The following is a 26,890-nucleotide window of genomic DNA, read 5'->3' on the forward strand; positions in this document are numbered from 1 at the left end:
GCTCTAGCATCCGCGGCCGTTGTCGACTTCCAACAAGATTCCAGCACGATGATGCGTCCCGCATGGTTCGAAAACGGCTCCTGGCCGGCCGGCTCGCGGCCCGCTGGGAGATCGCAGCAATCGCGCCCTCTTCCCCTCTCCGTTCTGATTTCCAGTCTGGCCGGGCACGTTGACGCCATGGTTTCAAGCCCGTACAGACGCTGGAGCGCCGCAGGTCCGGACTTGAACACCTGTCCTGCGGCTCCCGCGACCGCCGCCTTCGCACGATGCATGCTCCCGGCGATCGTTCGAATGCGGACCATGCGGAAAGCTTTTCACGAGGTGCCAACAAGACCTTCCGCGCCGGCGATGCGACGCTTCGGCGCGAATTCGGCGAACGTCTTGTGGCTGATGTCGCGGCTGGTCGGTTTTTTTCCAGTTCCACGACGATGATATAAACGAGTTGTTCAGTGAGGTTTCACGATGTCGGTATCCGTTAGCAGCACGATCGAGGAGATGCAGGCGGAGCGCAACGCGCTCCAGAGCTTTGCCGACGATCGCGCCCGCGACTTCGTCGGCAGGCAGTCGGTGCTTGCGCGCGTCACCGACCTCTGTCTCTCTCCCGCCAAGGAGCTTTCTCCCACGAAAGAAGGCCCGCCCTGGGGGATCTGCATCACCGGCGATCCGGGCTCGGGCAAGAGTGCCCTGTTCGGCGAGCTTCTGCGCCGCCTGAAAGAAACCGACGCCTTCATTCTTGCGCATGCCGCCGAAGCGACCCCGCAGGCCTCATCGATCGATGCCATGCTACGCCGCTGGATCGCCGAGCTCGGCAGCGCCCTCGGCGCCGGCGATGTCGACCTCGCCGCCAATATCGATCCGGAGATTGTCGAGCGGGCCTTCGCGTCGCTGCTAGTGCGGATGGCTTCGAAACGGCGCGTGGTTGTCCTGATCGACGCGATCGACCAGTTCAAGAAGACCTCGCGCGGGAAGTTTACGGCCTGGCTGCCGCGGCTCTGGCCGATCAACGCGCGCCTGGTCGCGACCGGCCTGGCCGGTGGCGCCTCCAAGGCGCTGTCCGAGCGCTCCGGCGTGGAAACGTTGGCTCTGCCGTCGCTGGAGTCGCCCGAGGCGGAGGGCATCATCGAAGCAACCTGCAAGCGCAACCAGCGCAAGCTGACTTCACCGGTGATCGACGCACTGCTCGCGAAGAAACATGCGGGCGGGCCGGCCTGGGGCAATCCGTTATGGCTGGTGCTGGCGCTCGAGGAACTCGAACTGCTCGACAGCAGTGATTTCGCCGACATGCAGCGTGAGTATGCCGGCTCTCCGGAGCAGCGCCTGCAGAGTGCGATGCTGGATGCGGTCGGCGCGATGCCGACCGACATTCCGCTCCTCTGCCGCGCGACATTCGATAGCGCTGCCCAACTGTTGAGCCCGGCGATCGCGGCGGCGTTCATCGGCCTTCTTTCGGCGGGCCGGACCGGATGGCGGGAGAGTGACTTCCGTCAATTGCTGCCGCAGGTCGGTGGCGAGGCATGGGACCAGAAACGCTTCGCTACGCTGCGCAACCTGTTCCGCGGCCAGATTCACCAGCACGGCGACCTTGCGCAACTGGATTTCAACCATTCCCAGGCGCGCGCCGCCGCCCGTTCGCGCCTTGCCGCGCTGCGCGTTACGAATCCCGAACTGCACCTGCTGATCGCGGATCACCTTCTGACGCTTGCGCCGGACGACCGGCTGCGGGTGACTGAAACCATGGTCCATCTGCTGGCAAGCAAGGATGAGGCGCGCGCGGCCCGGCACTATGGCGATCCATCGCTCGGAGAAAAGGAACTGCGTAGCGCCACATACGCGCTCGCCGATGCGATCGTCGCGCCGGCCACCGGCACTCCGGCGAGCGCCGCGCGCGAGATGTGCCGTTTGCTTGAGAACCCGGATCATTCCGTCCGCGCACGCGTGGCCGAGCGCCTGCTTTTCAGTTTTGACGATGCGGCGGGCAGGCACGTTGCTTCCGATGTTCGCCTGATCATTTTGAACGCGATCGAACAAACGTTCCGGCAGTTGCTGCGTGACGAACCCGGCAATGCCGGCTGGCAGCGCAATCTGTCGGTTGCCCACGATCGCGTCGGCGACGTGCTGGTGGCCCAGGGCAAGCTGCCTGAAGCGCTGACGTCGTTCCGTGAGGGACTTGCGATCCGGGAGAAATTGACGGGCGCGGATCCCGACAATGCCGGGCTCCAGCACGATCTGTCGATCTCGTACGAGAAGATCGGCGATCTGCTTGCGGTGCAAGGCAAGCTGGACGAGGCGCTGGACTCGATCCGCAAGCAGCTCGCCGTTGTCGAGCGGCTGGCGAACGGCGATCCCGACAACGCAGACCTGCACAGCGAGATCTCGCTGTGCCATGAGAAGATCGGCGAAACGCTGATGGCGCAAGGCAATCTTCCGGGCGCGCTGGGCGCGTTCCAGAGCCAGCTCGAAATCAGCGAGCGGCTGGCGCGCGGCGCCGATACCGACGACAACAAATGGCAACGCGAACGGACGCTCGCCTACGATCGCGTCGGCGACGTGCTGATGGCGCAGGGCAAGCTGCCGGAGGCTCTCGAATTCTTCCGCAACGGACTGACGATCAAGGAGCGGGTCGCAAAGGCCCACCCGGAAAACACGAGCTGGCAGCGCAGCCTGTCGATCTCCCATGATCGCATCGGCGACGCGCTGGTGACGCAGGGCAAACTGCCTGACGCGTTGACATCTTACCGCACCGGGCTTGAGATCGCCCAGAAACTGGCGCGCACCGAGCCCGAGAATGTCGGCTGGCAGCGCGACCTGTCGGTGTCGCACGCCAAGATCGGCGATGTGCTGGTGGCGCAGAGCAGTCTGCCCGACGCATTGAAAGCCTTCCATGAAGGGCTGACGATTAGGCAGCGCCTGGCGAACGCCGATCCCGACAATGTCGATTGGCAGCGCGGTCTGGCTGTTTCCTACGACCGCATCGGCGACGTGCTGATGGCGCAGGACAACATGGGCGATGCGCTGAGCGCCTTCCAGGATCAGTTCGCGATCGCCGAGAAGCTGGCGCGCATCGATCCGAACAACACCGGCTGGCAGCGCGATCTGTCCGTATCCTATGAGAAAGTCGGTGACGTGCAGATGGCGCAAGGCAATCTGCCCGACGCGCTGAAATCCTATCGCGCGGGGCTCGCGATCAGAGAGCGGCTGGCGCGCAACGATCCCGATAACATCAACTGGCAGCGCAGCCTGTCGGTGTCGCACGATTGCATCGGCGACGTGCTGGAAGCACAGGGCGAGGTGGACGAGGCGTTGAAAGCCTTCCACGAAGGGCTCGAGATCAGGAAACGGCTTGCGCAACGCGATCCATCCAACGTCGGATGGCAGCGCGACCTGACAGTATCTTACGATCGTCTCGGCGAGGTGCTGGAATCAAAGGGCGATCTGGAAGCGGCCGAAAAGTCCTTCCGCGAAGGGCTGGCGATCATGGAGCGGCTGTCGCTTGCCGACCCCGGCAACGTCGATCTGCAGCGCGGTGTGGCCGTGAGCCAGGGACATCTGGCCGAGATGTATCGCCGGTCCAACGATCCCAATAGCGCGCTGGCCGCATTGCGGCAGGGACAGGCCGCCATGGAACGCGTCGTCATGCGCGCACCTGAGAATGCCGGCTGGAAAAAAGATCTGGACTGGTTCACCGAACAGATCTCGACCTTGACGGATTAGAGCATTTTCCGGCGAAGCGGATGACCTGTTCGCCGCAAGACAATGCGACCGGCAATGATGTTCTTGAGCATGATCCGATTCATCTCGATCAGACCATGCTCAGGATTCGCCTTCCTCCAGGTAACGAATATCTGCAGCACGGCGCCTTGCAGTTGCGCTCGCGATCGGCTGCGCGCGACGAGCATGAGCGCCCGATGATTTTTTTCGCGCGCGTCAAGTTCGATTCGCGTGTGACACTTCGTCTCGACGTTGCACGATATTCAGATATCTGATATGCATTTGAGCGATAACGGCGCCGCCTGCTCGGCGGCGACCGGAAAAATCAAATGCAGGGGGGAACGCAATGGCCGATTATGCGAACGCCAGCGTTGTGATCGAAACGGTGCCGCCGTCCGATATGGGTGCGGCGATCGCGGCAGACGCCGCAAAAAAAGCCAAGTACGGCACCATTCACCTACTCATTCGCGGCTTCTTGTGCACGCCCTTTCTGGCTTATGGCGCAAGCGTCGTCTTCGCGATGGTCGCGGCAGGCATACCGCTCGCGGTAGCCGGGCTTGTCTTCCCGGCGGGCTACATCACGCTGAGCTTCCTCGGCCTGGAGATGGCGACCGGCAGCTTCGCCACGATGCCGATCGGCATGTACGCCGGGACGATCACTCCGTTTCAGCTCATTCGCAACTGGTTCTGGACCCTCGGCGGCAACCTGCTCGGAGGCATATTCTTCGGCTGGCTGCTGTGGTTCTCGCTCACCAAGGGTGGCGCCGTCGAGCCGGACAAGATGCTCCAGGTCATCGCACACACCGCCGAGCACAAGATCGAGTATATTCATTACGGTCTCATCGGCTGGTGCGCCGCGATCGGTAAGGGCGTCCTTTGTAACTGGCTGGTCAGCCTCGGGTCCGTGATGTCCAAAGCGACGCGCAGCACCGTGGGCCGGGTCGTGCTGATGTGGATACCGATCGGAATGTTCTTTGCGCTGGGCTTCGAGCACACCGTGGTCAACATGTGGCTCTTCCCCACCGCCATTCTCTCGGGCGCCAACGTGTCCATCTACGAGTGGTGGGTGTGGAATCAGATCCCGGTCACGATCGGCAATATTCTGGGAGCGATGGTCCTCAACGGCACGCTGTGGTACTTCACGCACACGCTGCAGAAAGACTAAGACATTCACCCAGGTCCTCGTATGCGGATCCTGAGTCACCCAAGACTCTCTAGCGTTTTGGAACAAGACATATCCTCGGGCTAGACCCGGGGATGGACATGAGGTCGCGCGAAAAACCAAATCGAGAGCTTCGCTTCTGGTTTCATCAGATGCGAAGCTCTCGAGCATGATGCGATCAAGTTAAATCTGACCATACCAGAAGTGATTGTCCGGTCGCATCTCTTGCCGGCGAACAGGTCATCCGCTTCACCGGGAAGTACTCCAGGCCGCGTCGACAATGAAAATGTCCGACAGCGCAAATACCCGATCGGGCATCGGCTGCGGTGCGGTGCCTTTCCGCTCTGCGGCGAGAGTAAAGCGAACCGACAGCCCAGTCCACGCAGCCATGTAGGGTTTGGTGCTCAGGCCGCCGCGCGAGCGCCCGAGTACTTGATCTCGCTATAGCGTTTTCGAGCGAAGTAGAAACGGTTCGCGTGAAGAAAACGCGTCAAAACAACAATCCAGAGCTTCGCTTCTGATTCAGTCAAAAGCGATAATGCTCTAATACAGGGGCAACGTCCGTGCCCATTACCCCATCGCTCAGGATCGGACGGTCCGCGATACCCCGTGGTTTGCCTGCTAAAAGCAACCTTGAATGACCTCGCGAAGCCAAAGAGCCCACATCACCTAAGCGAGCCGACCTATTTCGGGTCGAAGCGGGCTGACACTCCCTCTATTTCAGAAGCAGCGGTCCAAGGGACGCAATCAAGGGTCTCACCGACCGTTCAATCCGAAACGGTGATGACTGCCAGCCACCTTACGTTTGGCGCAGGCTACTTTCTCGGCATGGCTGCGCGGGCAAGGACATCCAGCAGTCCTTCCGTGGAATCTGCGTCGGCCTCCTTCTGCCGTTCCGCAACTCCAAGAGCCTGGCGCCAGCGGGTGACGCGTTCGCCGAGAGCCTTCAGCCGGTTGAGAACGGCATCGGCGCGTTCGCGATGCTGCTCAAGATAGGCGCGGCCTTCGTCAGTAATGCTGAAAAGCCGGGGAGGATCGGCAGAAGCTGTCAGACAACGCTCTTCCACGAGCTTGGCCAACATCGGATGGACGACATTGGGGCTGGGTAGAAACCAGTCAGCCGTCATTTTCTCGACCGTCTGGATAACGTCGTAGCCGTGACGGGGCGCCTCGGAAATGAGTGAGAGCGCAACGAGACGCAGATCGCCTTCGGCCACACCTTTTGATGATGGAGCCGTCATTTCTGTTCTCCGTGAAGATGTCTCTTTGCTGGAAAGAAACCCATATTATGCTGTAACGCAAGACATATTTCCTAGAGCATACGGCTTCTGACTGAATCGGAAGCAGAACTCCAGATTGTGGTTTTGACGCGTTTCCTCAACCGAACCGGGTGTCACCTCGCTCAACAACAATCTGCCGTCCTGACTGCGCGATGGCGGTTTCGTGCCGGTTCCAGCACTCGTCGGCCGTGCCGTCGCGAACCCATGCGAGCCTCCTAAGACGACGACAGGACGACGTCGAACGGGGAGAGAGATCGGCGTCGACGGCAATCCGGACAACCGATTGACCACAAGACCGTCGTGGAGCCGAAGCCCTCACTCCGGTCTCGGCGGAGATTTTTCATCCACCCGTTTGACGCGGAGGCCCGGCGGCAAAACCTGACCACCTTGCTCATCAGCGACGGGGATATCCGAAATGAGACCTGCCCGCAGCGCGTTCTCCCAGGCCCCCAGTTCCGTCGAGGCTGACTCGCCAATGCGTCTGTCGTGATCGAACAGTGCGTAGAGCATGGCGTCCCTCCTGATGATTTAGAGACTTTCAGTGTCTGATGTCCGCCAACCTCTGGAAGACAGGTCGGTTCCCTCGCCAATGAAGACGCGATACATTTCGTATCGAGCGATCTTCGGAGTGCAGCCCGAACGCGCCGATACGTTCTCACCGCCAGCAATGACCGCCAACTCAACAGCACCAACGTCCGCCGCGGGCCCGATATCTTGCCGCTCTGATAAAGGCCGGAACCGGCTGTGTTAATCAGGTCACAGACGAATCACCCAATATGAGGCATCCTGATTAGGTATGGCTGCAAACAAGGTAACGGCAGTACACAGGGCTGGATTGATCTCCATGGCTCGCCTCAAGCCATTCTTGAACAAGGCCATTCTTGAACAAGAATGGCTTTTTCTTTGCTTCCCTTGAAGCTCGTGAGCCTTGAACACATGAGGCCACCCTCGCATCATCGGGGCGAAGGCCGCTACAGCCGCCCGAGACACAGCCGCCCGAGACCAAGACCGGATGCCTGCAAGCACCTGCGCGCGATTCTCCACGTCAAAAGCACGTTGGCTTGACACCAAACGCGGACTTGACGTCGAACGCGGCGTACCAGCTTCACTTCGGCGTCTGCAATCCCGGCGAATTCGCCCAGCGGTCGATATGGGCCGCGATGTCCGACAGACGACGCTTCCTCAACGCTTCATCGTTGCGCGCTGTCGGAGAAGGTTCGCCGGCCACCTTGTTGACGCCTGCGGCAAATTCGGCCAACCGATCTTTCAAGGACTTCAACTCACGCAAACCGCGTTGCACCCTCATGGCGTTGCTCCCTGTTTGAAAAAGGGCCGGATCGCGAGCAGCGTTCTCCGGAGCCCTGTTTAGAAGCCACAACCCTCGTGGTGGTAAGTAAAGTATGCGCCTTCTGCCCTTGGAAAGCGAGTCCGATGTTCACCAATGAGATGGAACGATTAAAAACCCCGTTGGAGCATGATCCCGGGAGGTGGAAACCGGTTCTCGGAAAAGATCATGCGCAAACAAAAAGATGGGCGACGGGTCTGAGTCAACGCCGTTGAAACAGACGTGAAGAAAATGCGTCAGAACGACAATCGGAAGCGCCGCTTCCAATTCAATCAGAAGCGGGAATGCTAGTTCTTGACGACGACCGTCGTGCCCACCGACACGCGGCTATAAAGGTCCACCACGTCATCGTTGGTCATGCGAAAGCAGCCGGAGGACACGGCCTGACCGATCGTCTCCGGCTCGTTTGAGCCGTGAATCCGATAGAGCGTAGAGCCGAGATACATTGCGCGCGCGCCGAGCGGGTTTTCAACGCCGCCTCTCATGAAGCGCGGCAGATCCGGACGACGGCGCAGCATCTGCGCGGGCGGCGTCCAACTTGGCCATTCCTTCTTGGCGCTGATTCGGTGAACGCCACTCCAGCGGAAGCCGTCGCGGCCAACGCCGATCCCGTATCTCAGTGCTTGGCCCCCAGGGAGGACGAGATAGAGCCTCCGTTCGCCAGTCCTGATGACAACGGTGCCTGGCGCATACCGGCTCTGGAAATAAACAAGCTGCCGGGGGATCGGACTTGCGGATGTATAACCGGAGCCAAAATTCATGAAGTCGCCGGTATCAAGGAATTGGGCGAGAGCCGGCTTCGCACTGAAAACAAAGGCGGTGGCAATCAAAAGAGCCAAAACGCGCGTCATTATTTCCTCGCATCAATAGATTTGACTGTGAGTCAGGCCATAATTCGCCTGATTTCGCAAGTCGCCCTCATGCAGGGATGCTTCTTCCCTGTTGACGTTGCGAAAAAACATCAGCTTTCCCGCCCAGAGTCATGCGGAACGCCACGGTGGTCACCGGCAGGGCCGGTGAGGACGCGGCGGGAGCGATGTTGATCAGGGAACACCGAAAATTGAACAGCGGAGTACAAGATGAACGGCGCTGAAAGCCTGGTCCGAACGCTGATCAGAAGCGGCGTGGACACGTGCTTCGCCAATCCCGGCACATCGGAAATGCATTTTGTTGCGGCGCTGGACCGCTTGGAAGGCATGCGCTGCGTGCTCGGATTGTTCGAAGGCGTGGTGACCGGCGCGGCGGACGGTTATTTCCGCATGAAGGGTACGCCGGCCTGCACCCTGCTTCATCTCGGACCGGGCCTCGCCAACGGCCTTGCCAATCTTCACAACGCCAGGAAGGCCGGCTCAGGCGTCGTCAATATCGTTGGCCAGCATGCGATCCCCCACATCGAATGCAACGCGCCGCTAACCTCGGATATCGAAGCGTTGGCCCGGCCGATGTCGGCCTGGGTCCGAACGTCTTCGGATTCGAGATCGGTCGCTCGTGACGGCGCGGCCGCCGTCGCCGCGGCCAGGGGTTCGCCACCGCAGATCGCAACGCTGATATTGCCCGCCGACGCCGCATGGAGCGAAGCCGATGGCCTCGCCGAAGTCACCGGGGCGCCGCAACGCCCGGATTATTCACCGCAGGCGATCGACGGCGCGGCAAAGATCCTGCGCAGCAGCGGCGAGACATTGCTTCTGCTCGGCGGGCGCGCGCTGACCGAAAGGGGGCTGGCGCTGGCCGCCGGCATCGCCGGCAAGACGGGCTGCCAGGTGATGGCAGAGACCTATAACGCGCGCATGGCGCGCGGCCGCGGCCGCTTTTTCGTGGAGCGCATTCCCTATCCGATCGAGCAGGCGTTGCGCGCACTGAAGCCCTTCAGCAACATCATCTTGGTTGAAGCCAACGATCCCGTCGCTTTCTTCGCTTATCCGGACAAGCCGAGCCGCTTGAAGCCCGAGGGCTGCGAGGTGCATCGCATGACGGCGAAGGGCGAAGATACGATAGCAGCGCTGGAGGCATTGGCCGGCGCTGTCGGCGCCAGGGCGCAGGATCCGAAGCCGCAGCAGCCGATGGAACTGGCGTGGCCCAAGGGGGCACTCAATCCCGCCTCCATCGCGCAGGCGATCGCGATGTCCCTTCCCGAGAACGCCATCATCGTCGACGAGTCGATCTCGACCGGCCGTGGATTTTTTCCACCGACCGCCAGCGCCGCACCCCATGACTGGCTACAGAACATGGGCGGTTCGATCGGATTTTCGACGCCGGTGGCGATAGGCGCTGCGGTGGCTTGTCCCGACCGCAAGGTGATCTGCATGGTCGGCGACGGCAGCGCGATGTATACGTTGCAATCGCTATGGACGCAGGCCCGCGAAAGCCTCGACGTCGTTACGGTCGTTTTCTCGAATCGCCTCTATCAGATTTTGCGCGGCGAGTTCGACGGTGTCGGCGCAGGCGAGCCCGGCAGGAAAGCCATGGACATGCTCAGCCTCGACCGCCCCCCGCTCGACTGGGTCGCGCTGGGCAAAGGCATGGGCGTGCCGGGCCGCGCCGTGACCACGGCCGATGAGTTCAGCCGGGCGCTTGCGGAGGTCACGGCCGAGCAGGGGCCGCGCCTGATCGAAGTGCGGATGTGACGACGATGCGGGATGCCGTCGTGAACGACAGCCGATGCACGGAGCGCGACGGAAGCGCGCACCGGTGGCGGGAGTTTTGATGAGCCTGACCTATGTCATTCCCGATATTCACGGCCGTTTCGATCTGCTGAGCCAGGCCCTGCACGAGATTCATGCCCACGCCGCCGGCAATGGGGGCACCCTCGTCATGCTCGGCGATTACGTCGACAAGGGACCGGACAGCGACAAGGTCATCGCCCGCTTGCGGCGCGGAATGCCGGCGGGCTGGAGCTTCGTTCCGCTCAAAGGCAATCACGACGCGATGATGATTTCGGCGTGTCGCGATCCCGCGACGATGACGCGCTGGCTGAAGCGCGGGGGCGATGCGGTCGTGGATTCATATGGTGGTGATGCCTCCTGCATTCCCGAGGCGGACATCGCCTGGCTTGAGACATTGCCGCTCATGCATATCGATGCGCACCGAATCTATGTTCACGCCGGACTCGATCGCGGCATCGCGCGCGATGCGCAGTCCGAAACCACCTTGCTCTGGAAACGCTACCCCAAGGGAGATGCCTCTGGCTTTGACGGCCGTCACGTCGTGCATGGACACAACTCGGTCGCCCAGGGACCGGAACTGTACCTGGGCCGGACCAATCTTGACACCGGAGCATGGCGAACAGGCCGTCTCGTGACCGGCGTGTTCGATGACGCAACGCCGGGCGGGCCGGTCGATTTCATCGTCGTTCATGGCCCGGCTCTTGGGAGTTAGAGCAGAACCCCGAAAAGGGGAAACCGCAGCGCCGCGTTGGATCATCCGTGTGCTTTGGATAAGAAGCCGGCCGGGTTCTTTCGTGGGATAGCCCGATGGTTTATCTTGACGGCCGCGCGAGGCGCAGGTCTTCGTGTGGCAATGGACAAGGTCTCGGACTCGATCACGAAACTGCAGGCGACGTTCCGCATCACGGTGAACGGCGAGTCCATTGCTATCGCCACCGTGGGACAGGCCTATGACTTCATCACCCGCCTGAGCACCGCCGAGTGGGCGGAGTTTCGCACACTGCATGAGGACGCGTGCGCGGCGCTCGAGGCCGCCGCGGGTAACGCGATGCTGAGCCGCAAGGCGACCGATGCGTTGCGCGCATTGCTCGCGCGAACAAAGCTGCTTTGAATGATCGGGCGGAACATGAAGGCGCGCCGCACGGCGAGAGCCTTTATTTACCGCTTCACGGAAACGATGAGAAACTCTGTCTGTTTGATTTGATCCGTTTCTTCACGCGAACCGGCATCCGCGTCGTTCGAAAACGCTGTAAATCCAGAATGGTGGGCGCACAAGGGATCGAACCTTGGACCTCTCCCGTGTGAAGGGAACGCTCTCCCGCTGAGCTATGCGCCCGGGATCGTCATCCGCCGGGTGGAATTTCCAGACTTCGGGATCGAGCCCGACCCGGCGCGGCGACGAAGTCGCGATTTAGGGAATGCGGGGCAGGAGTGTCAAGCGGACTTCCACCGGCCGCTCGTGTCCAGGGACGCCGCACGACAGCTCAGTTGCCGCCGTCGCGCTTGCGCAACAGATCTTTGACCAGATCGCCGAGCGCGGGCCGTGGCAGCGCCGTGAACGGCATCGGCCGGGTGACGTCGATCGCCGCCAGCCCGAGACGGGCTGTCAGCAATCCGTTGAGCACCCCCTCGCCCAGACGCGTCGACAGTTTCGCGGCGATGCCCTGACCGACCATCTGCTGGATCAGCGTGTCACTGGCTGCGATGCCGCCGGTGATTGCGAGATGCGCGATGACGTGGCGCATCAGCCGGATCATCCCGAGCGTGCCCGGCCTTCCGCCATAGAGGCGCGCGAGCTGCCGCACCAGCCGCATCGCGGCGGCGAATACGAACAGCACGTCCACGATGGCGCGGGGGCTGATCGCGGTGACGATCGACACGCGCTGCGCCGCCACCGACACCAGCCGGCGGGCCTCCTGATCCAGCGGAGCCATCAGTTCGCGCTCCGCCAGCCGCACCAGATCGGCGCCGTCGATGATGTCGGTGCTGTGGCTCCGCAACGTGGCCCGCGCCCGCGCCAGATGCGGATCGTTGTGCGCGAGTTTCACCAGATCGCGCACCACCGCATCCGCCTCCTTGCGATCGTCAGCCGCGATCGCGGCCAGCGCGCGCCGATGCAGGTTCTCGATGGTGGCGAGACGGGCAAGGCCAATGATCTCGCGTGCCGCGATGACGATCGATGCCACGACAAACAGCGCCGCCAGCGTCAGCCCCAGGAAACCAAGCCCCTCGCTGCGCGCGAACAGATCTCCGATCAGGTTGATCGCACCCAGCACGGTGCCGAGCAGGATGAGGCCGGCCAGCGATGACCAGAACAGCACCCCCCAGCGAAATCCCTTCCGCGCCGGCACCGGAGGCGCGTCCAGCGATTCCGGCAGCAGCACGGGGTCGGGCTCGGGTTCCGCCTCCGGCGTGATGCTGATGCTGCCGCGCGCTGGCCGGATAGCGGCCTCGTCGCGTTCCAGGACCACGACGTGCGGATCGTCGAGCTTGAAGGTGACGGGACGGCGCTGGCCGGTACGCTCACTCATTGCAGTCGGTCTCCGATCAGGAACTGGAGCGCCCGGTCGAGGCGGATATGGGGCAGCGACGGCTCGCCGGTTCCTTCGTTCTGGAGGCGCGGGGGACGAAAGCGCAGAAAACGGAAGTCGGCCTGATCCATAGCGGATGTCGACAGCCCGCGAAATGCGCCGTTTCCGCTGAAAAGGCTCTTGACATCCTCGGGCAGGTCGCCCGGAAACGTCGCGACCTCGGTATTGCCGTCGAAGGTCTCGCCATTGGCGGCTTCACCGGCAAGGGGCGTGCCGAGAATGGACGGCAGTTTCTCGCGGCCGCATCGCACCTGGGCCTCGCGCGTGGCGCGAACCGCCGCCAGGGCGACGACATCGATGGTTGCGCCGGCGACTTCGGCCCGCGAGGCGGCGCGTTCCACGATGCGCCGGAGGATCGCTTCAAGCCGGTCATGACTGATATGATGCAAATGGTCTGCCTTGGTGGCGGCGAACAGAATGCGATCGATCCGCGGCCGGAACAGTGTGCTCAGTAACGTGCTGCGGCCGACACGATAGCAATCGAGAATTCCGGCAAGCGCCGCTTCGAGGTCATATAAGGCTTCCGGTCCCGCATTGAAGGCGGCGAGCGTGTCGACCAGCACGATCTGCCGGTCGAGCCGCGAAAAGTGATCGCGGAAGAACGGCCGCACCACGAGGTCCTTGTAGGCCTCATAGCGCCGCCGCATCATCGTCCAGAGCGATCCGTCAAGCGGGATTCCGCCGGCCGGCAGGTCGAGCGGCGCGAAGGTCAGCGCGGGCGAGCCCGCGAGGTTGCCCGGCATCAGGAAACGGCCCGGCGGCAGCAGGCTCATGGCGAAGCGTTCGTCCCGGCACCCGCGAAGATAGTCTGTGAACAGCCGGGCGGCGGTGAGCGTCGCCTGTTCATCCTCGCGCGCCGAGGGCCGCATGGTTGCGAGATGCGCGTGCCAGGCCTGGGCGAGGCGCGCGCGCGGCTGTTGCCGCGACAGCGCGAGGCTCTCGGCCGACCACTGTTCATAGCTCTTGTCGAGCAGCGGCAGGTCGAGCAGCCATTCGCCGGGGTAGTCAACGATATCCAGCGTCAGCGTCTGATCCGAGCCGTTCTGCCGCTGATAGCCGATCACGAGCCGCAACTCGCTGATGTCGACTGTCGAGCTCGGCCAGCGCCGTTCCGCGATCAGGGTGTTGACGTGATGTTCATAATTGAATCGCGGTATGGCGTCATCCGGCTGCGGGGCAAGCTGCGCGCGTGCGATTCGACCGCTGGCGAGAGATTCAAAAACCGGAAACCGGCCGCCGCGCGACAGGCCATGCACCAGCGCCGTGATGAACACGGTTTTGCCGGCGCGGGACAGGCCGGTCACGCCGAGCCTGATCGTCGGGTTGAAGAAGTTTTCGCCGTAGTCCAGCAACGCGCGTGCCGACAGGCGCGCTTCTTCAACGATATCGGAAAAGCTGGCGGCCATGTTGATGTGATGTCGGTGATGAAGCCTGCAATGGCGCACATAAGGTTCGTGGACAATCGGAAAGCGGCGATTGCCGGCCTGGGTTTCGTTGTTCAGTGAGTCGTACGTCAATTAGGTTGAGGTTTCGTTGACCCTCGGACGCTCTACTCGGCGTGATCTTTAGTAACCGCGGAGCCGGTCTTGTACGGCTGTATTCGGCCCTCGTCCGGGCTTATGCGGCTTAATGCGCGAGCGGAACAACGCAGACGACTCCTCGAGATGGTTGCGGTTCGCTCCCAGAAATCTTTGCCCCGGCTAACGGGTTAGCGCGCGTTTGCCGGCAATACGAGCGTAACATCGACGGTCTCGGCGGCTCTACATGAGTTTACCGCTTCGGCTGTCCGTTCCGTTTCCGCAAAATTCCTCCTCACTCTTGTTGGTAGTAAAAGAAGCTTAACTACTCGCGCAGATTGTATTTGCGGGCAGTTGGGGACGACAATCATGAGCTTTCTACTGGCATCTCGCGATGCGAACGCGAAACTCGACGCGCTGAACAGGTCTCAGGCCGTCATTGAGTTCAATCTCGACGGGACGATCATCACCGCGAACGCGAATTTTCTCAATGCGATGGGATATACGCTCGAGGAAATCAGCGGCAAGCATCACAGCATGTTCGTCGACAATGAACGTCGTGACAGTGCTGAATATCTCGAGTTTTGGGATTCGCTGCGTCGCGGCGAATATCAGGCGCGAGAATTCAAGCGAGTCGCCAAGGGCGGGCGAACTGTGTGGATCCAGGCTTCCTACAATCCTCTGATGAACGCGCGCGGCAAGCCTTACAAGGTGATCAAGTTTGCTACCGACATCACGACACAGAAGCTGCGCAATGCCGATTGTGAGGGTCAGCTTAAGGCGATTCACAAGTCACAGGCCGTGATCGAATTCAATCCCGACGGGACGATCATCACCGCGAACGACAATTTCCTCAAGACGGTTGGTTACCGTCTGGACGAGATCCAGGGCCATCATCACCGCATGTTCGTCGAGCCCGACGAGCGCGACAGCGCGGCTTATCAGACGTTTTGGGACATGCTCCGGCGCGGTGAATATCAGGCCGCGGAGTACAAGCGGATCGGAAAAGGCGGCCGGGCCGTCTGGATCCAAGCATCCTACAATCCAATCCAGGATGTGGAGGGGTCGCTCATGAAGGTGGTCAAGTTTGCGACCGACGTGACGGCTCAAGTCCAAGACCGTATGCGTCGTGCCGATCTGCAAAGATCCATCGATACGGACCTCGGTCAGATCACGGTGTCCGTTGCCGCGACGTCGGAGCGCGTTAACTCAGCCGCCGGTGCTTCGACGCAAGCGTCCGCCAACATGCAGGCGGTCGCAGCTGGCGCTGAGGAACTCGCGGCGTCGGTTGGCGAGATCAGTCGCCAGGCATCGGACGCGCTTGCCATTTCCCAACAGGCGGTCACGCAGGCGAATGAGACCGGCACCATCGTTGCCGGGCTTGCGACGGCCGCGCAGAAAATCGGCGACGTCGTCAAGCTTATTAACAGCATAGCCGAGCAGACCAATCTGCTGGCGCTTAACGCCACGATTGAGGCAGCCCGCGCAGGCGAGGCCGGTCGTGGTTTCGCGGTGGTTGCGTCGGAAGTGAAAAGCCTGGCATCACAAACCGCCAAGGCCACCGAGGAAATCAGCGGTCAGGTTGCCGAAGTTCAAGATACCACCGTAAACGCGGTCGGCGTTATCGAGGCCATCACCCAGACTATATCGCGCATCAACGAAATATCTGCGGCCATCGCTGCGTCGGTCGAGGAGCAGGCGTCTGTAACGCAAAGTATCTCATCCAATATGCAGGTCGCTGCCAAGAGTGTTGCCGATATCACCGCAAGCATGAGCGAGATCGCCGACGTCACGCAGTCCGTCGATGCCGCAACCCGCAAAGTCAAGGACGCATCGCGCGCGGTGGCGTAAGCGGTTGGCAGGCCGTCGTGCCACCACTTCTCTCCGTCCCCTCTCCATGGCATGGTTGGTTCGGGGACAAAACGCGATCGGTCTCCGGTCGCGCTTGCGGGAGACGTCGCGTGACCATTTCCAATAGTCTTGGTGTTTTCAATTTCGATCTCGGCGAGACCGCCGATGCGATCCGCGAGACGGTCCGCGATTTTTCCGCCAATGAAATCGCGCCGCGTGCCGCCGAGATCGACACGTCCAACCAGTTCCCGCGTGATCTGTGGCCGAGACTCGGCGCGCTCGGCCTTCACGGCATCACGGTCGAAGAGGACTACGGCGGCTCCGGTCTTGGCTATCTCGAGCACTGCATCGCGATGGAGGAAATCTCGCGCGGTTCGGCATCGGTCGGACTCTCTTATGGCGCGCACTCCAATCTCTGCATCAATCAATTGCGCCGCAACGGCAGCGAAGCGCAGAAGCGCAAATATCTGCCGAAGCTGATATCCGGCGAGGCTGTCGGCGCGCTGGCGATGTCCGAGCCGGGCGCCGGTTCAGATGTGATCTCGATGAGGACGCGTGCCGACAGGAAAGGCGACCGCTACGTTCTCAACGGCAGCAAGATGTGGATCACCAACGGCACGATCGCGGACACGCTGGTAGTCTATGCCAAGACCGATGCCGCCGCGGGCGCGCGCGGCATCACCGCTTTCATCATCGAGAAAGGCATCAATGGATTCTCAACCGCGCAGAAGCTCGACAAGCTCGGCATGCGCGGCTCCGACACCTGTGAGCTGGTGTTCGAGGATTGCGAGATCGCTGAGGACAACGTACTCGGGGAAGCCGGCCACGGCGTCAGCGTGCTGATGTCCGGCCTCGATTACGAGCGCGCCGTGCTCGCTGCCGGTCCGCTCGGCATCATGCAGGCCTGCATGGACGTCGTGATGCCGTATGTGCACGAGCGCAAGCAGTTCGGACAACCGATCGGCAGCTTCCAGCTCGTGCAGGCCAAGGTCGCCGACATGTATGTCACCATGAACGCATGCCGCGCTTATGTTTATGCGGTGGCGAAGGCGTGCGATCGCGGCGAGATCACGCGCGAAGACGCGGCGGGGGCGATCCTCTACTCCGCGGAGAAAGCGACGCAATGCGCGCTGGACGCGATCCAGTTGCTGGGCGGGAACGGCTACATCAACGACTATCCGGCCGGCCGGTTGCTGCGCGATGCCAAACTCTATGAGATCGGCGCGGGCACAAGCGAAATTCGTCGCATGCTGATCGGTCGCGAACTGTTCGAGAAGAGCGCCTAGAGTCTTTCACCGTTTCCATGAAGCAGTGAAAATCTCTGGACGGACAACCGCACCGCTTTCGGCCAGCTGTCGCCATCTGTAGAAGGGCGAGTCCCGCGGCGGCGATAGCTCGGGCGTCCAGCCGGTCAGCTTTTCCAGCACATAGCTATCCATGACCCGCCCGCGCCAGATCCGCTGAACCTGGCCGAGCGGTGTGAGCACCGCCGTGGTCGAGGCCAGAATCGAGGCGTCATCCGGCTTCCGGGCGACATAGAGCCCGGCATGCCCGGCAATCCTGTCGAGACCCGGATCCCGGAACCCCAGGAAGCGGCTGCGCTCGTTGATCTGGATCACCGGCACGCGATCCCTGAGATGCCAGCGCAGCATCGCGTAAACACGGTAATCGTTGGTCGCGATCCAGCTCGCCCCGGAGTTATGCATCTCGCTTTCAGCACGGCTCGCGACCTGCGCGAACCCCGCCTCGCCGCCGATCGGGTCGGTCTTGCCGATGAAATTCCACGGACTGACGGTGTAATAGAGGAAGATCACGACGACGAGACAGAGGCCCGACGCAATCGCGGCGTTGGCCCAGAACATTGACCATTTCACCATCCATGCCGGCCATTTTTCGCGCGGCCGTATCGCGATGTCGATCGCGGCCGCCGCGAAGCCGAGCGGCCAGATGAACATCGGCCAGGTGTCGCCGACCCGAAGAGTGAGCGATTTCCAGAGGAAGTACCCGAACGGGACCAGTACGGCGGTCGACAGCAGCACGGCGACGGGATCGCGATGCCGGTAGCCGCGCCATGCCGTGAGGCCTGTGGCGAACAACACCACCGGCAGCAGGATCGGTCCGACCTGGCCGAACTGAAGGCCGATGTAATCGCCGAGCGTGCGAATGTTGAAATCATGCGCCGCTGTCGCGCGAACAAACTGAAACCTGAACGAGGCCCAGTCGTGCATCCCGTTCCAGATCAGGACCGGCGAGAACACCGCGACGGCAATCACCGCTGCGAGCCATGGATACGGACTGCGCAGCCAGCGCAGGCGCCAGTCCGGCACAAGGATGAAAGCGGCGATGGCGGGGATCAGCAACAAGGCCGTCAGCTTCGACAGCAGCGAAAGCCCCCCGAAAAGGCCGGCCGCAAGCCACCAGCGCGCATCCCCGCTCTCAGTGAGCCTCACCAGCGACCAGACCATCGCCAGAAGAAAAGGAATCAGCGCGATATCGGGCGCGACCTTCGCCATCAGCAGGCCGTAATACAGCGCCGATTCCATCATCAGAACCGCCAGCAAGGCGGCGCGGATGTCATGCGTGACCCGGCGGACGATGTCGGCCAGCAGCAATTGCGATACCGGCATCGCCAGCAGCCCGGCGAACCTGACACCGAAATTCGTATCGCCGAAAATCGCGGTGCCGAAACGAATGAACCACGCGATCATCGGGGGATGATCGAGAAACGACAGTGCGCTTTCCTTCGACCAGGTCCAATAATAGGCCTCATCCGTGCGCAGTTCGAGGACACCGGCAAAAACACATCGCATCGCGGTCATGGCGGCAATCAACGCCGCGAACCAAAGCAACGACGAACGCGCCGGACGTTCATGATGCAGCGGGGGGTGATCAGGATCAGCGGTGATCATCTGGATGCCGAGGTTGCGTCCGTCGCGTATCCTCGCTCCGGCAGCTTCGAGCATTTTCGTTTCTGATTGAATCAGAGGCGAAGCTCTGGATTATTGTTTTGACGCGTTTTCTTCGCGCGAACAGGTCATCCATCCTTAGGGCTCAAGCCCGAGGACATTCTTCGGTCGAAAACGCTATAGGTCGCGCTTTCTTGACCACTCCGCCTCCGCTGTCAATCAAAGCGCTCCCGGGGAGTTCCGGAACAAGCGGCAGCAGCATAATTCCGCCCGAGCCGGAATCCCGAACAGAAATCTCCATAGACCATCCCCGCCGCCATCACGCGAAGGCATTGATTGACTTGCGGGCTGGCGGTGCGAGACTTGCCGGAGGAAATAGCCCGCGACCGCCTCGATGGAAGCCTTGTAAAAGGTAAGAAGCCTGGGAGAACACGCCATGCTCGACCGACGGGACATGCTGAAACGCCTCGGCGCGGGGCTGGCGCTCGGCGTCGGCCTGGCCCCATACAAAGCCCTGGCGCTCGACAGCGTGACGATGCCCTTCGGCAATGGCGAACGCCCGCTGGTCAAGTACCCCCAGAAGCGCCCGATGATCGGGATCACCAGCCGGCCGCCCCAACTCGAAACACCGTTCCCGGTTTTCAACGATGGCCCCATCACGCCGAACGACGCCTTCTTTGTCCGCTATCATCTTGCCGACATCCCGCTCGACATCGATCCCGCCACCTTCACGCTCGAGATCAAGGGCAAGGTCGATCGTCCGCTGAGGTTGTCGCTCGAGGACATCAAAGCGATGGCGCAGACAGAGATCATCGCGGTCAATCAGTGCTCCGGCAACAGCCGGGGGTTCGTCGATCCCCGGGTCGCAGGCGGCCAGCTCGGTCACGGCGCGATGGGCAACGCACGCTGGCGCGGCGTTTCGCTCAAGACCGTGCTCGATCGGGCCGGCGTGCAGCAGGGCGCGAAGCAGGTGGTTTTCGGAGGCATGGACGGCCCCGTCAGTGACAGGACGCCGGATTTCGCCAAGGCGCTCGATGTGGATCACGCGCGTGACGGCGAGGTCATGCTGGCCCATCTGATGAACGGACGAGACCTGCCGTTCCTGAACGGCTTTCCGCTTCGGCTCGTCGTTCCCGGATATTACGGCACCTACTGGGTCAAGCACCTCAATGAGATCACCGTCATCGACAGCACCTACGACAATTTCTGGATGAAGACGGCCTATCGGATTCCCGACAATGCCTGCGCCTGCGTCGAACCGGGCACGACGCCGACAGCGACGGTCCCCATCAGCAGGCTCAATGTCCGCTCCTTCATCACCAACGTCCCCGAAGGCGCGCAACTCTGGCGCGGCGGAAAGATTTTGAAGGGGATCGCGTTCGATGGCGGCACGGGTATCAGAAGTGTCGATGTTTCGGTCGACGGCGGCGAGACCTGGACGGACACGCGGCTCGGCCGGGATTATGGGCGGTACGCATTCCGTGAATGGAGGATGCTTGTCAGACTTGGCGCGGGAGCACATGAATTGAAGGTGCGCGCCACCAGCAACGGCGGCGAAGTGCAGCCGACTGAGGCCAGATGGAATCCCGCCGGCTACATGCGCAATGTCATTGAGACCGTCCGCGTGACCGTCTCTTGAGGGAGGTTCCCATGACGCGTTCCGTTGCTCTTGCCCTCGCGACCAGCATCGGGCTGGCCGCGAGCGTCTGCGCCTATGAGCCGAAGGAGGCCACCGCCAAGCCGCGTTCCTACGAACTGCCGCGTGAGACGATCGAATTTAAGCCGGGACCAAATCTCGACGTCGTGAAGAACAATTGCCTGGCCTGTCATTCGGCGGATTACATCGCGACCCAGCCTCGCGGCCCGAAGTTCGGGAAGGATTTCTGGCAGGCGGAAGTCAACAAGATGATCAGGGCGTACGGCGCGCAGATCGACGAGGCCGACATCGGCAAGATCGTGGATTATCTGGCTGCCACGTATTGACGGCGCAAGGCGCACATTCATCATCGGGGCGGGATGGATCGCGCCTCACACGCGCGCAGCCCCGGCGGGCGCGACTTCGTCCGCGCCTTGAACATTATCGCTTCTGTTCAATCAGAAGCGATAATACTTTAATGAATGCCGGCGCCGCTACGCGACCCCACCACATGCAGGGGCCATGATTTCGACGTCACCGCCGCAGCCGCAGCCGGACGATTGCTTGCGGTCTTTTCGTTGGACGCGCGCGCATCTTCCAGCGCTTCGGAAAAGTCCGTGAACCATTGCTGGGCGGTGCCGGCGCGCAGCTTCCGCATCATGGCCTCCCAGCGCGTCCTGCGCTCTGTCAAAGGCATCGCGAATGCGGCGGCGATGGCGCGGGCCATCCCGTCGATTTCGTGCGGGTTGACAAGGAGCGCCGTCTGCAACTCGTTCGCCGCGCCGGCGAATTTGGACAGGACCAGAACACCGGGATCGGCGGGATTCTGCGCGGCTACATATTCCTTCGCGACGAGATTCATCCCGTCATGCAGCGGCGTCACCACGCCCACGCGCGCCGTGCGATAGAGGCCGGCCAGCACGGTCTGGCTGTATCCCCGGTTGAGGTAGCGGATCGGCATCCAGTCGGTTTCGCCGTGACGGCCGTTGACCTCGGTCACCAGTCGGGCAAGTTCGCTCTTGAGATTGCTGTAGGCCTCGATCGTGCCGCGAGAGGGCGTCGCTATCTGCAGCAACGACACGGTGCGCTTCAGCGCGGGATTCAAGACCAGCATCCGATCGAATGCATTGATCCGGTTCACAAGGCCCTTCGAATAGTCGAGGCGATCGACACCGATCGCCAGTTGCTCTCCGTTCAGGCTGCGGCGCAATCGCGATACGTCCGGATGCGACGACGCCTTGGCGGCCTGCAACGCAAATTTCTCGACATCGATACCGATCGGGAATACCGCGCATCGCGACTTGCCGTAACGCGAGGTCACGACCCCGTCCTGAATCTTGAGGCCCAGTTCCGATTGAACGTAGCTGAGAAAATTCTCGCAGTCGTCGTCGGTCTGGAACCCGATCAGATCATAGGCCAGCATCGCCTCGATCAGCTCGCGATGATGCGGCACGGCGCCCATGATGGCGCGCGCCGGCCAAGGCGTGTGCAGGAAGAAGCCGATGGGATTGCGAACGCCGAGATCGCGCAATTCCGCGCCAAGCGAGAGGAAATGGTAATCCTGAATCCAGAACGCGGTGTCCGGCTTGCGAAAGCGCATCAAGGCTCTCGCCATGAAGGCATTGACCTCGCGATACGACTGATAGTCGTCGTGCGACACTCGAATGAGATCGGACCGGGAGTGCAGCGCAGGCCATAACGCCGAATTGGCGAAGCCTTCATAATAGCCGCCGTAGTGCGCGGCTGGCAGATCGAGCAATGCAAGCGCTCCCGCACCGAGCGCTTCAACTTCAGCAAAGGGTTCCTTATGCGACCCGTCGCGCACCCGACCGCTGGAACCTACCCAAATTGCGCCTGATTTTTCAATAACTGGTAACAAAGCCGCCGCGAGTCCGCCTGTCAGGGGCTCATTGGCCCGCGCACGCGCCACGCGATTAGAAACGACAACGAGGCTCACAAGGGTCCCCTCCTGGTTTTGCACCCGTTAGATAAACGCTCGTTCATCAATATGGTTCCTGCCTCCTTCCCACCAAATTGACGCCAAATTCAGGCAGTCTAGAACGAAACTCAAGTTCTTCGTCATTTGGAAATGAAACAGTTGCCACAATACTTTTAATGGGAAGTGTCTTCCATTGAATCAGCTGCGCCAGTAGCGATCTTCCCAGTTCCGCGACAGTTTCATGCCGGTGAGGATCAATCCGGCCATCGAGTAGGTCTGCGGGAAGTTTCCGAACAGCGCGCCGGTTTTGGGATCGACATCCTCTGACAGCAACCCGAAGCGATTGCGATGCGCCAGCGCATCCGTGAACGCCTCCCGCGCTTCCTCTCGCCGCCCGAGCGCCCACCAGGCATCGATCAGCCAGAACCGGCAGATCAGGAAGGCGGTCACGGGGAGACCGAAGTCATCTTCCGCCGCGTAACGCATCACATGCTTTTCACGCAGCAGCTCGCGCTCCATGGCGGCGACGGTTTTGACGAACCGGGGATCGTCGACCTCGCAGACCCCGAGTTCAGGCAGCAACAGCACGCTCGCATCGAGATCATCGGACCCGAACGCCGCCGTGAACGCCTCGCGCTTTGGATTCCAGGCGCGCTCGATCAGTTGAGCGTGCAGGGGGTCGGCAATGGCGTTCCAATGCGCCGCGCGGTCCGACAGTCCAAGCCGCTCCGCGATGGCCGCGAGCCGGTTGATCCCGGCCCAGCACATCGCTGCGGAATGGGTATGGATGCGCTGACGACCACGATATTCCCATATGCCGGCATCGCTCGTCATCGCGACCCGGGCCGCCTTGTCGCCCAGCGATTCAAGCAGCTTGAACAGGCTTTCGTCACCTGGTCGCGGCAATCGTCGATCGAAGAACATGGGCAGCGCGGCGAGGATGGCGCTTCCGTAAGTGTCGTGCTGCTTCTGATCGACCGCGGCATTGCCGACACGCACCGGTCCATCGCCATGATAGCCTTGAAGATCGGCGGCGACCCACTCGTTCAGCGGCAAATTCGGAACCACGCTGTAGACCGGCTTGAGATCCTCCTCGGCGTTGGATGCGAGCGAGAGCGTGAAGCCGATGAAGTCCTCCATCGTCCGCGTGGCGCCGACGCGATTGAGCGCCTTCACAACGAAATAGGCATCGCGCAGCCAGCAATAACGATAGTCCCAGGTGCGGCCCGAGCCGGGCGCCTCCGGAATCGAGGTGGTGTGCGCGGCGATGATGCCGCCGGTTTCCTCGAAGTTGGACAGCTTGAGCGTGATGGCCGCGCGGATAATGGCTTCCTGCCATTCATAGGAGATGTAGAGACGCCGCACCCAGCTAAGCCAGTAGGTTTTGGTTTCCTCGGCGAAGCGCTGGGCGGTCGATGCGAGATCGCCGGGAAACGCTTCGTCATTTCCGAACACGAGATACATCGGCCGCGTCAGAACGAACGGCGTTTCGTTTTCGATCAGGGCTAGCGGCGCATCGGTGGTCACGCGCAGCGCGGTGCCGTCTTCCTCGAAGTAGCGAATGTGGTTGCTACCCATCGAGTGCCGGACCAGTGGCTTGCCGTAGGCGTGCGTCGGCCGGATGCGGATGGTGATCCGGGGCAGGCCCGTGACGGGCTCGATGATGCGAAACAACTGCGGCGGCCGGAATGTGCGGCCGTACTGCCGGAAACGCGGCGCGAAGTCGGTGATGCGCACGGCGTTGCCGTGCGTATCGGTCAGGACGGTGGAGACGATCGCGGTGTTGCGGACATAGTCCGACTGGAAATCAGCCATGCCGTCCAGCACGACATCGCTGAAACCCTTTTCTTCGTTACCCGCGAGCAGGCGCGAGAATACCGGGTCCGAGTCGAAGCGCGGGAAGCACCACCATACGAGTCGCGCGGTCGGATCGACAAGGGCCGCCGTGCGGCAGTTGCCGATGACGGCAAGATCAAGCCCATGATCGGTCATTCAGCGATCGCTCGTTCGTCGTCCAGAAGACGGGCCAGCCAGGCCCTGACATTCCGAGGCGCCTGAAAGTGCCCGTCAACGCCTTGGGCGCGCCGTCCGACCGAGAACGACAGGCCGCGCATGTCCGGCATGATGGCGAAGACCGTTTCATCGGTCACGTCGTCGCCGATGAAGACCGGCCGCCGTCCCTTGAACGGTTCATGCGACATCAGTTCGGTCACCCCGGTTGCCTTGGTAAATCCGGAATGCTTGATCTCGCAGACGAACTTGCCCGGCAGCACCTCTATGGGCGCGTTCGGAAGTTCCGCGCGTATCGCCGATACCCGATCATAGATCGCGAGCTCGACGTCCGGCGCTTTTCTGAAGTGCAGCGCCAGCGAATATCCCTTGTTTTCGACAAGGATGCCGGGATGCAGCTCGGAGATGGCCGCGAAACGCCGCATCAAATCCGGATTCATCGGCGGCGCATGGGCAGCCACGGCCTCGCTTTCGACCGAGATCCTCATCTCCGCGCCGTGACCACCGACCGCGGGAAACAGCGACGGCGCGAAGATCCGGTCGATATCGCGGAGCGATCGGCCGCTGACCAGCGCCAGCGCGCCGCCCGTCCGCGACAACAGCCGCGGCAGCGACGAAGCGAGCTTTGGCGGCACGCGAACCTCGCTCGGCGACGGCGCGAGATCGAGCAGCGTGCCGTCGATATCGAGCAGCAGCGCAGACGTCCCGAGCGGCAGCGTGCGAGGCTCAACATCGTCGGGCACTGAAGCGGTTTTGTTCGGCACGGTTCCTGTTACACCCTGATTCATCGTGACTCCACAGCGGCGAGCGGCGACGCCACCGATTCCAGCGGTCGCCGCTCGGCGGCGATTCCGAATCGCCAGCCGATCAGCGCGGCCGCGACCATCAGCGCCGATCCGAAACAATATCCGATGAATACGCTGTCACGCGAGCCGCTGTCGATCAAGGCGCCGAACAGCGCGGGACCGGCAACGCCGCCGATTGCGGTCCCCACGCAATAGAACACCGCGATCGCCAGCGCCCGCACTTCAAGCGGAAAGGTCTCGCTCACGGTCAGGTAAGCCGCGCTGGCCGCCGGCGAGGCAAAGAAAAAGATCACCATCCATGCAATCATCTGGGTCTGCGCGGTGAGAACGCCGGCGGCGAAGAGATAGCCGGTTATGGCGAGCAGGATGCCGGAGATTCCGTAGGTGAACGCGATCATCGCGCGTCGTCCGACGGTATCGAACAGCCGGCCGAGCAGCAGCGGCCCGAGAAAATTGCTCGCCGCGAACGGCAGAAGGTACCAGCCGATCTGATCCGCCGGAATGTTGAAGAAGGTCGACAGCACCAGCGCATAGGTAAAGAAGATCGCGTTGTAGAAGAACGCCTGCGCGGTCATCAGCGCGAGGCCGACCAGCGAGCGTTTGCGATATACTTTGAACAACGTCCGGGCTACCTCGCGCAGCGGTGTGTGGCTGCGCATCCGAAGCTCAATCACCGGCCAGACCCCGCCGGCAGGCTGACCCGGATCGCGAACCGCCCTCCGTTCGATGCCGGCGACGATGCGCGCCGCTTCCTCCGGCCGGCCATGAACCATCAGCCAGCGGGGGCTTTCCGGAATCCAGAGCCGCATCACAAACACCACAAGTCCGAGAATCGCGCCAGTGAGAAATGCAAGCCGCCAGCCCAATTCGGGATCGATGACGTGTGGATCGAGCAGGACGATCGAACCCCCCGCGCCCAGGGCCGCGCCGATCCAGAAACTGCCATTAATGGTCAGATCGGTCCAGCCGCGATACCGCGCCGGCACCAGTTCCTGGATCGTCGAATTGATCGCGGTATATTCGCCCCCGATGCCCGCTCCCGTGAAAAACCGGAACAGCGCGAAGCTGGCGAGATCCCAGGACAGCGCCGTCGCCGCGGTCGCGACCAGATAGAGCGTCAATGTGGCGAAGAAAAGCTTCTTGCGTCCGATGCGATCCGTCAGCCAGCCGAAGCCCAGCGCGCCGAGCACGGCGCCCACAAGATAGGCGCTGCCGGCGACGCCGATATCGAGATTGCTGAACTGAAGGGTGGGACTGTCCTTGAGCGCGCCGGATAATGCGCCGGCCAGCGTCACCTCCAGCCCGTCCAGTATCCATGTGATCCCGAGAGCGGTTACAACCCGCGTATGGAACGGGCTCCAGCGGAGACTGTCGAGACGGGCGGGAATGTCTGTCTCGACGATCCGGTCATTCCGTTCCTGCAATGATCACCTTCAATCGTCAAAGACCGCGAATTGTCGGGCCGCTGCCGCTCCG

22 protein-coding genes, 1 tRNA gene and 1 pseudogene are annotated in these 26,890 nt (G+C 61.9%); 10 read left to right on the forward strand and 14 right to left on the reverse strand.

Annotation, left to right across the window (positions count from 1 at the left end; all coding sequences use genetic code 11):
* Positions 1–272 (reverse strand): hypothetical protein (locus NWI01_RS19320; RefSeq protein ID WP_210242954.1); only part of this gene is annotated, 272 nt, incomplete at its 3' end.
* 190 nt (positions 273–462) lie between these two features.
* On the opposite strand from NWI01_RS19320, the gene NWI01_RS08180 reads away from it, so the two are divergent.
* From NWI01_RS08180 to NWI01_RS08190, 3 genes are all read left to right on the forward strand, one after another.
* Entirely contained in the window at positions 463–3,711 is a 3,249-nt protein-coding gene (locus NWI01_RS08180; RefSeq protein WP_141383387.1) for an ATP-binding protein, read from the forward strand.
* A gap of 20 nt (positions 3,712–3,731) precedes the next feature.
* Complete coding sequence (locus NWI01_RS08185; RefSeq protein ID WP_141383388.1) at positions 3,732–3,983, forward strand: hypothetical protein; 252 nt, start codon at positions 3,732–3,734, stop codon at positions 3,981–3,983.
* Between the two features lie 71 nt (positions 3,984–4,054).
* Entirely contained in the window at positions 4,055–4,873 is an 819-nt protein-coding gene (locus NWI01_RS08190) for a formate/nitrite transporter family protein (protein WP_141383389.1), read from the forward strand.
* A gap of 318 nt (positions 4,874–5,191) precedes the next feature.
* On the opposite strand, the pseudogene NWI01_RS19580 reads toward NWI01_RS08190, so the two are convergent.
* The 5 genes and pseudogenes from NWI01_RS19580 to NWI01_RS08210 form a co-directional block, all read right to left on the reverse strand.
* Positions 5,192–5,308, reverse strand: a pseudogene (locus tag NWI01_RS19580) (IS5/IS1182 family transposase); the annotation flags it as partial.
* Between the two features lie 377 nt (positions 5,309–5,685).
* Complete coding sequence (locus NWI01_RS08195) at positions 5,686–6,111, reverse strand: PadR family transcriptional regulator (RefSeq protein ID WP_141383390.1); 426 nt, start codon at positions 6,109–6,111, stop codon at positions 5,686–5,688.
* Between the two features lie 354 nt (positions 6,112–6,465).
* Positions 6,466–6,660, reverse strand: coding sequence for a hypothetical protein (locus NWI01_RS08200; RefSeq protein WP_141383391.1), 195 nt, complete (start codon positions 6,658–6,660; stop codon positions 6,466–6,468).
* 595 nt (positions 6,661–7,255) lie between these two features.
* Entirely contained in the window at positions 7,256–7,456 is a 201-nt protein-coding gene (locus tag NWI01_RS19585; protein WP_244613692.1) for a hypothetical protein, read from the reverse strand.
* Positions 7,457–7,782: 326 nt separating this feature from the next.
* Positions 7,783–8,346 (reverse strand): L,D-transpeptidase, encoded by a 564-nt coding sequence (locus NWI01_RS08210; protein WP_141383392.1) that lies wholly within the window; start codon positions 8,344–8,346, stop codon positions 7,783–7,785.
* 228 nt (positions 8,347–8,574) lie between these two features.
* Here NWI01_RS08210 and NWI01_RS08215 point away from each other — a divergent pair, with 228 nt between their 5' ends.
* From NWI01_RS08215 to NWI01_RS08225, 3 genes are all read left to right on the forward strand, one after another.
* Positions 8,575–10,119, forward strand: coding sequence for an acetolactate synthase large subunit (locus tag NWI01_RS08215; protein ID WP_141383393.1), 1,545 nt, complete (start codon positions 8,575–8,577; stop codon positions 10,117–10,119).
* A 79-nt stretch (positions 10,120–10,198) separates the two neighbouring features.
* Complete coding sequence (locus tag NWI01_RS08220; protein WP_141383394.1) at positions 10,199–10,870, forward strand: metallophosphoesterase; 672 nt, start codon at positions 10,199–10,201, stop codon at positions 10,868–10,870.
* A gap of 141 nt (positions 10,871–11,011) precedes the next feature.
* Positions 11,012–11,269 carry a hypothetical protein gene (locus NWI01_RS08225; RefSeq protein WP_011316181.1) on the forward strand — a complete coding sequence of 86 codons (258 nt, stop codon included), beginning with the start codon at positions 11,012–11,014 and terminating at the stop codon, positions 11,267–11,269.
* A 150-nt stretch (positions 11,270–11,419) separates the two neighbouring features.
* On the opposite strand, the gene NWI01_RS08230 is transcribed toward NWI01_RS08225, so the two are convergent.
* The 3 genes from NWI01_RS08230 to NWI01_RS08240 all read right to left on the reverse strand — a co-directional run bounded on the left by NWI01_RS08230 (position 11,420) and on the right by NWI01_RS08240 (position 14,155).
* Positions 11,420–11,494: transfer RNA gene (locus NWI01_RS08230), tRNA-Val, on the reverse strand.
* A 148-nt stretch (positions 11,495–11,642) separates the two neighbouring features.
* The gene (locus tag NWI01_RS08235) at positions 11,643–12,689 is read right to left on the reverse strand and encodes a YcjF family protein (RefSeq protein ID WP_141383395.1); all 1,047 of its coding nucleotides are present in this window, start codon (positions 12,687–12,689) and stop codon (positions 11,643–11,645) included.
* Positions 12,686–14,155 carry a YcjX family protein gene (locus NWI01_RS08240; RefSeq protein WP_141383412.1) on the reverse strand — a complete coding sequence of 490 codons (1,470 nt, stop codon included), beginning with the start codon at positions 14,153–14,155 and terminating at the stop codon, positions 12,686–12,688. The genes NWI01_RS08235 and NWI01_RS08240 overlap by 4 nt, the downstream gene beginning before the upstream one ends.
* A 480-nt stretch (positions 14,156–14,635) precedes the next feature.
* Between NWI01_RS08240 and NWI01_RS08245 the strand changes: the two genes are divergently transcribed.
* On the forward strand, positions 14,636–16,117 hold the full coding sequence (locus NWI01_RS08245; protein ID WP_141383396.1) for a methyl-accepting chemotaxis protein: 1,482 nt from the start codon (positions 14,636–14,638) through the stop codon (positions 16,115–16,117).
* A 110-nt stretch (positions 16,118–16,227) separates the two neighbouring features.
* The gene (locus NWI01_RS08250) at positions 16,228–17,403 is read left to right on the forward strand and encodes an isovaleryl-CoA dehydrogenase (protein ID WP_181410413.1); all 1,176 of its coding nucleotides are present in this window, start codon (positions 16,228–16,230) and stop codon (positions 17,401–17,403) included.
* Positions 17,404–17,409: 6 nt separating this feature from the next.
* On the opposite strand, the gene NWI01_RS08255 is transcribed toward NWI01_RS08250, so the two are convergent.
* Entirely contained in the window at positions 17,410–19,080 is a 1,671-nt protein-coding gene (locus NWI01_RS08255; protein ID WP_141383397.1) for a glycosyltransferase family 39 protein, read from the reverse strand.
* A gap of 379 nt (positions 19,081–19,459) precedes the next feature.
* Between NWI01_RS08255 and sorA the strand changes: the two genes are divergently transcribed.
* Positions 19,460–20,662, forward strand: coding sequence for a SorA family sulfite dehydrogenase catalytic subunit (gene sorA, locus NWI01_RS08260; protein ID WP_141383398.1), 1,203 nt, complete (start codon positions 19,460–19,462; stop codon positions 20,660–20,662).
* Between the two features lie 11 nt (positions 20,663–20,673).
* Complete coding sequence (gene sorB, locus NWI01_RS08265; protein WP_141383399.1) at positions 20,674–21,006, forward strand: SorB family sulfite dehydrogenase c-type cytochrome subunit; 333 nt, start codon at positions 20,674–20,676, stop codon at positions 21,004–21,006.
* A 128-nt stretch (positions 21,007–21,134) separates the two neighbouring features.
* Here the strand turns inward: sorB and NWI01_RS08270 are convergent, their stop codons facing one another.
* The 4 genes from NWI01_RS08270 to NWI01_RS08285 form a co-directional block, all read right to left on the reverse strand.
* Entirely contained in the window at positions 21,135–22,616 is a 1,482-nt protein-coding gene (locus tag NWI01_RS08270; protein WP_141383400.1) for a trehalose-6-phosphate synthase, read from the reverse strand.
* A gap of 180 nt (positions 22,617–22,796) precedes the next feature.
* Positions 22,797–24,590, reverse strand: coding sequence for a glycoside hydrolase family 15 protein (locus NWI01_RS08275; protein WP_141383401.1), 1,794 nt, complete (start codon positions 24,588–24,590; stop codon positions 22,797–22,799).
* Positions 24,587–25,396, reverse strand: a complete 810-nt coding sequence (gene otsB, locus NWI01_RS08280) for a trehalose-phosphatase (RefSeq protein WP_141383402.1) — start codon at positions 25,394–25,396, stop codon at positions 24,587–24,589. Before otsB ends, NWI01_RS08275 begins: the two co-directional genes overlap by 4 nt.
* Positions 25,393–26,838 (reverse strand): MFS transporter, encoded by a 1,446-nt coding sequence (locus NWI01_RS08285; protein WP_141383403.1) that lies wholly within the window; start codon positions 26,836–26,838, stop codon positions 25,393–25,395. The genes otsB and NWI01_RS08285 overlap by 4 nt, the downstream gene beginning before the upstream one ends.
* Positions 26,839–26,890: the final 52 nt, after the last annotated feature.

The sequence above is a fragment of the Nitrobacter winogradskyi genome (assembly GCF_006539545.1).
GTDB lineage: Bacteria > Pseudomonadota > Alphaproteobacteria > Rhizobiales > Xanthobacteraceae > Nitrobacter > Nitrobacter winogradskyi_A.

What these genes read in the sequence shown, in the direction of transcription:
- NWI01_RS08190 (WP_141383389.1), top strand. Translation starts at nt 4,055, where the DNA reads ATGGCCGATTATGCGAACGCCAGCGTTGTGATCGAAACGGTGCCGCCG.
- NWI01_RS08180 (WP_141383387.1), top strand. Translation starts at nt 463, where the DNA reads ATGTCGGTATCCGTTAGCAGCACGATCGAGGAGATGCAGGCGGAGCGC.
- NWI01_RS08210 (WP_141383392.1), bottom strand. Translation starts at nt 8,346, where the DNA reads ATGACGCGCGTTTTGGCTCTTTTGATTGCCACCGCCTTTGTTTTCAGT.
- NWI01_RS19585 (WP_244613692.1), bottom strand. Translation starts at nt 7,456, where the DNA reads ATGAGGGTGCAACGCGGTTTGCGTGAGTTGAAGTCCTTGAAAGATCGG.
- NWI01_RS08200 (WP_141383391.1), bottom strand. Translation starts at nt 6,660, where the DNA reads ATGCTCTACGCACTGTTCGATCACGACAGACGCATTGGCGAGTCAGCC.
- NWI01_RS08225 (WP_011316181.1), top strand. Translation starts at nt 11,012, where the DNA reads ATGGACAAGGTCTCGGACTCGATCACGAAACTGCAGGCGACGTTCCGC.
- otsB (WP_141383402.1), bottom strand. Translation starts at nt 25,396, where the DNA reads ATGAATCAGGGTGTAACAGGAACCGTGCCGAACAAAACCGCTTCAGTG.
- NWI01_RS08215 (WP_141383393.1), top strand. Translation starts at nt 8,575, where the DNA reads ATGAACGGCGCTGAAAGCCTGGTCCGAACGCTGATCAGAAGCGGCGTG.
- NWI01_RS08195 (WP_141383390.1), bottom strand. Translation starts at nt 6,111, where the DNA reads ATGACGGCTCCATCATCAAAAGGTGTGGCCGAAGGCGATCTGCGTCTC.
- NWI01_RS08275 (WP_141383401.1), bottom strand. Translation starts at nt 24,590, where the DNA reads ATGACCGATCATGGGCTTGATCTTGCCGTCATCGGCAACTGCCGCACG.
- sorB (WP_141383399.1), top strand. Translation starts at nt 20,674, where the DNA reads ATGACGCGTTCCGTTGCTCTTGCCCTCGCGACCAGCATCGGGCTGGCC.
- NWI01_RS08235 (WP_141383395.1), bottom strand. Translation starts at nt 12,689, where the DNA reads ATGAGTGAGCGTACCGGCCAGCGCCGTCCCGTCACCTTCAAGCTCGAC.
- NWI01_RS08245 (WP_141383396.1), top strand. Translation starts at nt 14,636, where the DNA reads ATGAGCTTTCTACTGGCATCTCGCGATGCGAACGCGAAACTCGACGCG.
- NWI01_RS08255 (WP_141383397.1), bottom strand. Translation starts at nt 19,080, where the DNA reads ATGCTCGAAGCTGCCGGAGCGAGGATACGCGACGGACGCAACCTCGGC.
- NWI01_RS08240 (WP_141383412.1), bottom strand. Translation starts at nt 14,155, where the DNA reads ATGGCCGCCAGCTTTTCCGATATCGTTGAAGAAGCGCGCCTGTCGGCA.
- NWI01_RS08220 (WP_141383394.1), top strand. Translation starts at nt 10,199, where the DNA reads ATGAGCCTGACCTATGTCATTCCCGATATTCACGGCCGTTTCGATCTG.
- NWI01_RS08185 (WP_141383388.1), top strand. Translation starts at nt 3,732, where the DNA reads ATGACCTGTTCGCCGCAAGACAATGCGACCGGCAATGATGTTCTTGAG.
- sorA (WP_141383398.1), top strand. Translation starts at nt 19,460, where the DNA reads ATGCTCGACCGACGGGACATGCTGAAACGCCTCGGCGCGGGGCTGGCG.